This window comes from Caulobacter sp. D5, assembly GCF_003185805.1.
Lineage (GTDB): Bacteria > Pseudomonadota > Alphaproteobacteria > Caulobacterales > Caulobacteraceae > Caulobacter.
Genome location: NZ_QHJY01000039.1, coordinates 1 through 6,813 on the forward strand (window position 1 = coordinate 1; position 6,813 = coordinate 6,813).

The window sequence follows — 6,813 nt, forward strand, 5'->3', positions numbered from 1 at the left end:
CCGCACGTCCAGACCCTCTCCCCGAAGGGGGAGGTGGCCCGGAGGGCCGGAGGGGGAAGTTCCTCCGACTTCGAAGCGGCCGCTGGCCCACAAGCCACCTTCCCCTCCGTCGGCTCCGCCGACACCTCCCCCTTCAGGGGGAGGGTCTTCAGAGCGGCCCCAGGTTCACGCTCACGGCCTTGGTCTTCAGGTACGAGTCGATCCCCTCGCGCCCGAACTCGCGGCCCCAGCCGGACTGGCGGTTGCCGCCGAACGGGGTCTCGGGGCTGAGGGCGGCGTGGATGTTGACCCCGACCTGGCCGCTGTCGATGGCGCGGGCCATGCGGTGGGCGCGGGAGAGGTCCTTGGTCCAGACCGAGCCCGACAGGCCGTAGGTCGTCTGGTTGATCGCGCAGAGGAGCGCCTCGTCATCGTCGCCGAACGCCTGCACGCCCAGCACCGGGCCGAACACCTCTTCCCGCGCCAGGCGCATGTCGGGGCTGACGTCGGCATAGATGGTCGGGGCGACGTAGTGGCCGGGGCCGTCCGGCACGCCGCCGGCATAGGTCAGGCGGGCGCCTTGGGCGGCGGCGGCCTCGACATGCTCCATTACCCGGCCCTTCTGACGGGCCGAGACCAGCGGGCCGATCATCGTCGTCGGGTCCAGGCCCGGCCCCACCTTCAGATAGGCCGCCGTCTGGGCCAGGCCCTCCAGCACCGGCTCCAGCACCTTCTCGTGCACGAACAGGCGCGTGCCGGCCATGCAGTTCTGGCCCGACAGGAAGAAGCAGGCCAGGGCCGCCGACGGGATGGCGTCGGCGAGATCCGCGTCGGGGAAGATCACGAACGGCGACTTGCCGCCCAGCTCCAGCGAAACCCTTTTCAGGTCATGGCTGACCGCGCGGACGATCTCCTTGCCCACCGCCGTCGAGCCGGTGAAGGTGATCTTGTCGACGCCCGGATGCGAAACCAGCGCCGCGCCGATCTCGTGGCCCAGGCCGTGGATCAGGTTGAAGACGCCAGGCGGGCCGCCGGCCTCCAGCCACAGCCGGGCCACCAGGATCGAGGTCAGCGGCGTCAGCTCGGCGCTCTTCAGGACGAGCGTGCAGCCCGAGGCCAGGGCCGGCGCCAGCTTCAGGATGATCATCGACACCGGCACGTTCCACGGCACGATCGCGCCCACCACGCCGACCGGCTCGCGCACCGTGTAGACCAGCAGGTCCAGCGCCTCGCGACCGTTGGCCCGGGCCGGGATGGTCGAGCCCTCCAGCTTGGTGGCCAGGCCCGCGTAATAGCGGACGTAGTCGGCGCAGAAGCCCTTGATGGTCGCGCCCGACAGGGCGATCGGCATGCCGTTTTCCAGCACCTCGATCTCGGCCAGCTTGTCGGCGTCGCGCTCGAGCAGATCGGCGAAGCGCAGCATGATCCGGGCGCGGTCGGCGCCGGAGGTGCGGCTCCAGCTCTTGAAGGCCTTGCGGGCGGCGGCGACGGCCAGGTCGAGATCCTCGGCCGAGGTCGCGCGCACCTTGGCGATCGTCTGCTCGGTGGCCGGGTTCTCGACCTCGATCAGGGTCTCGCCGCGCCCTTCGACGAAGGCCTCGCCGATCAGCTGGCCATGGGTCTGCGCGAGGAAGGCGAGAGCCTCCTGCGAAGGGCCGAAGATCGCTGCGTCGCTGGCGTCCGCCATGGGAAACTCCGTCGATATGAACTGGGATCTGTTTTGAAGCGCGGGCGGCGTGGCCGCCGCTTTCCCGCGCGCCCTCCCCGCCTGTCGATCAAGCCGCGCGAAGCGATGGCGCGCCGCGCGCGAGCCGTCGGATGCTCCAATGGGGCTATTGGGGGACTTGAGGCGTGAGCGAGGTTCGGGACGAATTCCGCAAGGGCTGGCGCGTGGTGCTGGCCGCCGGGATCGGGGTCGGCTGCGGCATCAGCCTGCAGCAGTATGTGGGCTCGCTCTTCGTGAAGGCGCTTCAGGCCGATCTGGGCTGGAGCCGGGGCAAGATCGCCCAGGCCCAGGGCGCGGCGCTCGCCGCGCTGTTCGTCGCCCCCCTGCTCGGCTGGCTGATCGACAAGGTCGGGGTGCGCCCCGTGGCGATGGTCTCCATCGTCCTGCTGGCCATCGTCTATCTGGGCCTGGCCGCCATGCCGCCGTCGCTGGGCGCCTTCTACGGCCTCTTCGCCCTCTTGGTGATCCTGGGCTGCGGCACCGGACCGATCGGCTACACCCGCGCGGTCAACACCTGGTTCGAGAAGGGACGCGGCCTGTCGCTGGGCCTGACCCTGACCGGCGTCTCGCTGGTCGCGGCGCTGAGCGCGCCGCTGCTGAGCTTCGTCATCGCCCATCACGGCTGGCGCGGCGGCTATGCGACGCTGGCGGGACTGTCGCTCTTCGTCGCCCTGCCGACCGTCTTCTTCGCCCTGTGGGAGCGCCCGCGCTGGCTGGCCAGGCAAGGCGCCGCCGCGACCGAGATCGACGCAGCCAAGCGCGTCTCCCAGGTCGGCCTGACCGCCGGCCAGGCCTTGAAGACCGGCCGCTTCTGGATCCTGTCGCTGGCCATCCTGCTGGCCACGGCCGGCCTGACCGGCGTGATCAGCCAGCTTCAGCCCATCCTCACAGACCAGGGCCTCGACGCCCGCGTCGCCGGCTGGCTGGTGGCCCTGCTGGCGGTCTCGGTGGCGCTGGGGCGCATCGTTGTCGGCTGGGCGGTGGACCGCTTCTGGGCCCCGATTCCCGCCGCCATCGCTCTGGTCCTGCCGGCCCTGGGCGTGGGCCTGCTGGCCATCGGCCACGGCCAGTGGCCGCTGGCCGTGCTGGCGGTGCTGCTGATCGGCGCGGCGCAGGGCGGCGAAGTCGACGTCGCCGCCTTCTTCGTCGCCCGCTATTTCGGCATGCGCTCGTACGGCGCGGTCTACGCCCTGATCGGCATCGCCATCTCGCTGGGCGTGCCGATCGGCGCAATCGGCATCGGCGCCCTCTACGACCACGACGGCGGCTACGGCCGCGCCCTGGCGATCGCGGCCGCCGGCTTTGTCGCCAGCGGCGCGCTGATCCTCCTGATGGGACGCTATCCGCAATGGACCACGCCCGAGAAGACCGCCTGAGGCGCTCGCCCGCGCCATCAGGCGGCGCGGGACAGCGGCTCCGACAGGTCGCGGCTGATGGCGGCCGCGGCCGACTTCAGCTTGTCGCCGTACTGCTTGACCGCGTCCGGCATCTTCATCGACGAGCTGAAGAACACCAGCACCAGCGCCCCGCACACGCCCTCGCTGTTGAAGATCGGCGCGCCGATCGACGAGGTCTTGCCCGGGGTGGCGGTGTAGGGATTGCGCCCCTTGGTCGCCCAGCCGGCCTCGACGATGTCGGAGAACATGCCGCCGGACTCCGCATATTGCAGGGTCAGCGGATCGACCTGGCCTTCGCCGCGCCGATAGGCCTCCAGCACCGCCGCCTGTTCGTCGGGGCTGGCGAAGGCGAGATACGCCTTGCCCGCCGCGCTCTCCAGGATCGGCAGGGTGTAGCCGGGATAATAGTTGTTCAGCGTCAGCGACGTCATCGTGTGGGTAGAGTCGCGGATCATCATCTGCTGGCCTACGCGGGTCGCGATGGACACCGGCCAGGTCACCTTGGCCGTCAGGTCGACGATGTGCGGGCGGGCGCAGGCGACCAGGCGATCGCTCTCCTGGAACCCGTGCGACAGCGACTGCACCAGCATGGTCGGTCGATAGCGCTTCCGGGCCGGCTCCCGCTCGATCAGCTTCTCGTGCAGCAGGGTCTGCACGATGCGGCAGGCCGTCGGATAGGGCACGCCCGAGGTCTGGGCGATCTCCATCATCGACAGCGAACCACGGCGGTTGATCGCCTGCAGCACCGAGATGCAGCGGCTGATGGCCCTGATCGGCACACCTTTTTCCATAGAAACGCCTCCTCCAGATTCACGCGAACTCCAGACCGTGGCGGCGAGGGTCTGGCGGAAACCACGTCCCGACTATCCGTTCGCCGGATAGCGCAACGAAGCCCCGCCACGGTCGGAGTCGTCTTTTGTGCGTCGCCTGCTCTTTCGCAGGGCGGATATTTGACCACGCGGTCAACGAAGTGGCAATTCGTGGAATTACGGTCAGGCTCACATAACGTCGGAGCCCGAGATGACCGCTGAAACTTCCGTAACGTCAGCCGACGAGGCTTTGTATCTTCAGCGCTTTCAGGCCGCCGCCAACGCCCCGCAGGAGACCTACGACACGCTGGAGCCCGTGCCCGGCGCGGCTGGGCGCACACTGATTCCGGCCGCCGCGACGGCCACGATCGACGCCGCGGCGCTGGATGCGGCCGAGGCCTACGCCAAGGACAGCAACGCCAAGGCCTTCATGGTCTGGCGCGACGGCGTGCTGGAACGCGAGACCTATTTCGCCGGCGCGGCCCGCCCGTCGCTGCTGGCGTCCAAGTCGCTGGCCAAACCGCTGACCGCGGTCGCCATCGGCCGCGCCCTGGCGCTGGGCGTCATCGAGTCGCTGGACCAGTCGGTCGCCGACTTCATCACCGAGTGGAAGGGCACGCCCAAGGCCGACATCCTGGTGCGCCACACGCTCGACATGCGCACGGGCCTGCTGCCGCAGGGCTTCAGCACCGATCCGGCCAACGTGCTGAACCGCGCCTACCTGCACCCGCGCCATGACGACGTGCTGATCAACGACTACCCGCTCGTCCATACGCCGGGCAGCCGCTACGACTACGCCAACGCCACCTCGGAACTGGTGGCCCTGGTCATCGAGCGCGCCACCGGCCGCCGCTACGCCGAGTTCATCTCCGAAGAGGTGCTCAAGCCCATAGACGCGCCGGGAGGCCAGATCTGGGTCGATCGTCCGGGCGGCCTCGCCCACTCCGGCTGCTGCATCCTGCTGCCGGCCGAAAGCTGGCTGCGCCTGGCGATCCTGCTGCTCGACGACGGGGTCCATGCCGGCACGCGCCTGCTGCCGGAAGGCTATGTCGGCGAGATGCGCACCCCGACCGAGCAGAACCCGCACTACGGCCTGGGCGTCTATATCGGCGCGCCCTATCTGGAGCGCCGCGGCTGGGCCGCGCCGGACCTGCCCTGGCCCAAGATCCTGCACAGCGAGCCCTACGCCGCCGAGGACCTCTATCTCTTCTGCGGCAACTCGAACCAGGTGGTCTACATCGTGCCGTCCAAGCGCCTGATCGTGCTGCGGGTCGGCGACAATCCGCCCAAGACGCCCGAATGGGACAACAGCGTGCTGCCCAACCTGATCCTCAAGGGCCTCTAGCGTTTCCGGCGGAGGGCGACGCGGGCGATGAGCTTGCGGACCTCGCCCTCCTCCACCCCGTCCCGACGCATCAGCAGACGGACGATCGGTTCCGAAAGGAGTTCGTCGAGTGAAGGCGGCGGGTCGTCCAGACCCCGGTCGTCGCGCATCGGGCGCTCCTCTCCGGTCGGGGGCGCCCTCCTCGCATCATTGCGAGTGAATCGCAACTACTATCCTGAAGCGTCACGCATGCCGTGGCGACCGGACGGCCGACTTGCTATCTGCCTCGTCAAAGCATCGAGAGGCCCGCATGACCGACTTCCCCGTCACCATCTTCCACAATCCCAAGTGCGGCACCTCGCGCAACACCCTGGCGATCATCGAAGCCGCCGGCTACGCGCCGACCGTGGTCGAATATCTGAAGGCCGGCTGGACGCTGGAGCAGCTGAAGGATCTGGCCGTCCGCACCGGCCTCGGCGCCCGCGGCCTGCTGCGCGTCAAGGGCACGCCGGCCGAAGAGCTGGGCCTGACCGATACGGCGACGTCCGACGATACGATCCTGGCGGCCATGGTCGAGCACCCCATCCTGGTCGAGCGTCCGATCGTCGTCACGCCCAAGGGCGCGGTGCTGGCCCGCCCCAAGGAGAAGGTGCTCGACATCCTGGATCGCCACCCGCCTGCCGATGCATCCTGATCCGTGGTCGGACGTTTTCCTGGACGGTGTCGCAAATCTGTCGTCGAACTGTGACAAATAGCCGACCTCGCCGCCGCTAGTCTGCGCGCGGCGAGGTTGAAGGATCGCTCCCCCAGATCCTTCAGCGCGTCCAATGATCCCCGTGGCCCCAAGCCGACCATCAGGATGTCGTCCATGAAAGCCTTCCTCGGAGCCGCCGCCGCGCTCGGCCTGCTGGCCCTGGCGCCCAGCGCCCACGCCGCCCGTGACTACGTCTGGGCCGCCGGCTCTTCGACCGTCTTCCCGTTCAGCACCCGCGTCGCCGAAAACTTCGCCAAGAAGACCGGCAAGAAGTCGCCCAAGGTCGAGAGCCTGGGCACCGGCGGCGGCATCAAGATGTTCTGCGGCGGCATGGGCGAGGGCTTCCCCGACATCGCCAACGCCTCGCGTCCGATGAAGAAGTCCGAGTTCGAGGCCTGCAAGGCCAAGGGCGTCAAGGACATCGTCGAGATCAAGATCGGCTTCGACGGCATCGTCATCGCGATGGACAAGAAGTCGCCCGACTACAATTTCAAGCTCGAGCACCTGTATCTGGGCCTGGCTCAGAACGCCCTGCGCGGCGGCCAGTTCGTGGCCAACCCGTACAAGACCTGGAAAGACGTGGGTGCCGGCCTGCCGGCCAACCGCATCCTGGTCTACGGCCCGCCGCCCACCTCGGGCACCCGCGACGCCTGGGTCGAGCTGGCCATCGAGAACGGCGCCAAGAAGTTCCCGACCGCCAAGTCGCTGCACGACAGCGACGAGAAGGCCTTCAAGGCCAAGATCGACCCGCTGCGCAAGGACGGCGGCTGGATCGACGCCGGCGAAAACGACAACGCCATCGTCGGCACCCTGACCAAGACCCC

General features: G+C 68.8%; 7 protein-coding genes. 4 read left to right on the top strand and 3 right to left on the bottom strand.

Annotation, left to right across the window (positions count from 1 at the left end):
* Window positions 1-148 precede the first annotated feature (148 nt).
* Entirely contained in the window at window positions 149-1,666 is a 1,518-nt protein-coding gene (locus DMC18_RS03245; protein WP_110121876.1) for an aldehyde dehydrogenase, read from the bottom strand.
* A gap of 164 nt (window positions 1,667-1,830) precedes the next feature.
* On the opposite strand from DMC18_RS03245, the gene DMC18_RS03250 reads away from it, so the two are divergent.
* A complete protein-coding gene (locus DMC18_RS03250) occupies window positions 1,831-3,081 on the top strand; it encodes an MFS transporter (protein ID WP_110121877.1) in 1,251 nt (416 codons plus the stop codon).
* 17 nt (window positions 3,082-3,098) lie between these two features.
* Here the strand turns inward: DMC18_RS03250 and DMC18_RS03255 are convergent, their stop codons facing one another.
* Entirely contained in the window at window positions 3,099-3,881 is a 783-nt protein-coding gene (locus DMC18_RS03255) for a helix-turn-helix domain-containing protein (protein ID WP_199228613.1), read from the bottom strand.
* 241 nt (window positions 3,882-4,122) lie between these two features.
* Between DMC18_RS03255 and DMC18_RS03260 the strand changes: the two genes are divergently transcribed.
* Entirely contained in the window at window positions 4,123-5,256 is a 1,134-nt protein-coding gene (locus tag DMC18_RS03260) for a serine hydrolase (protein WP_110121879.1), read from the top strand.
* Here DMC18_RS03260 and DMC18_RS25845 read toward each other — a convergent pair.
* Window positions 5,253-5,405, bottom strand: coding sequence for a hypothetical protein (locus DMC18_RS25845; protein WP_158285847.1), 153 nt, complete (start codon window positions 5,403-5,405; stop codon window positions 5,253-5,255). The two genes, DMC18_RS03260 and DMC18_RS25845, sit on opposite strands and share 4 nt — an antisense overlap.
* A 140-nt stretch (window positions 5,406-5,545) precedes the next feature.
* Here DMC18_RS25845 and arsC point away from each other — a divergent pair, with 140 nt between their 5' ends.
* Both arsC and DMC18_RS03270 read left to right on the top strand, forming a co-directional pair.
* Window positions 5,546-5,929: an arsenate reductase (glutaredoxin) gene (gene arsC, locus DMC18_RS03265; RefSeq protein ID WP_110121880.1), complete on the top strand. Its 384-nt coding sequence runs from the start codon at window positions 5,546-5,548 to the stop codon at window positions 5,927-5,929.
* Between the two features lie 174 nt (window positions 5,930-6,103).
* Window positions 6,104-6,813, top strand: a 710-nt coding sequence (locus DMC18_RS03270; RefSeq protein ID WP_110132690.1) for a substrate-binding domain-containing protein, incomplete at its 3' end; no start/stop codon positions are given.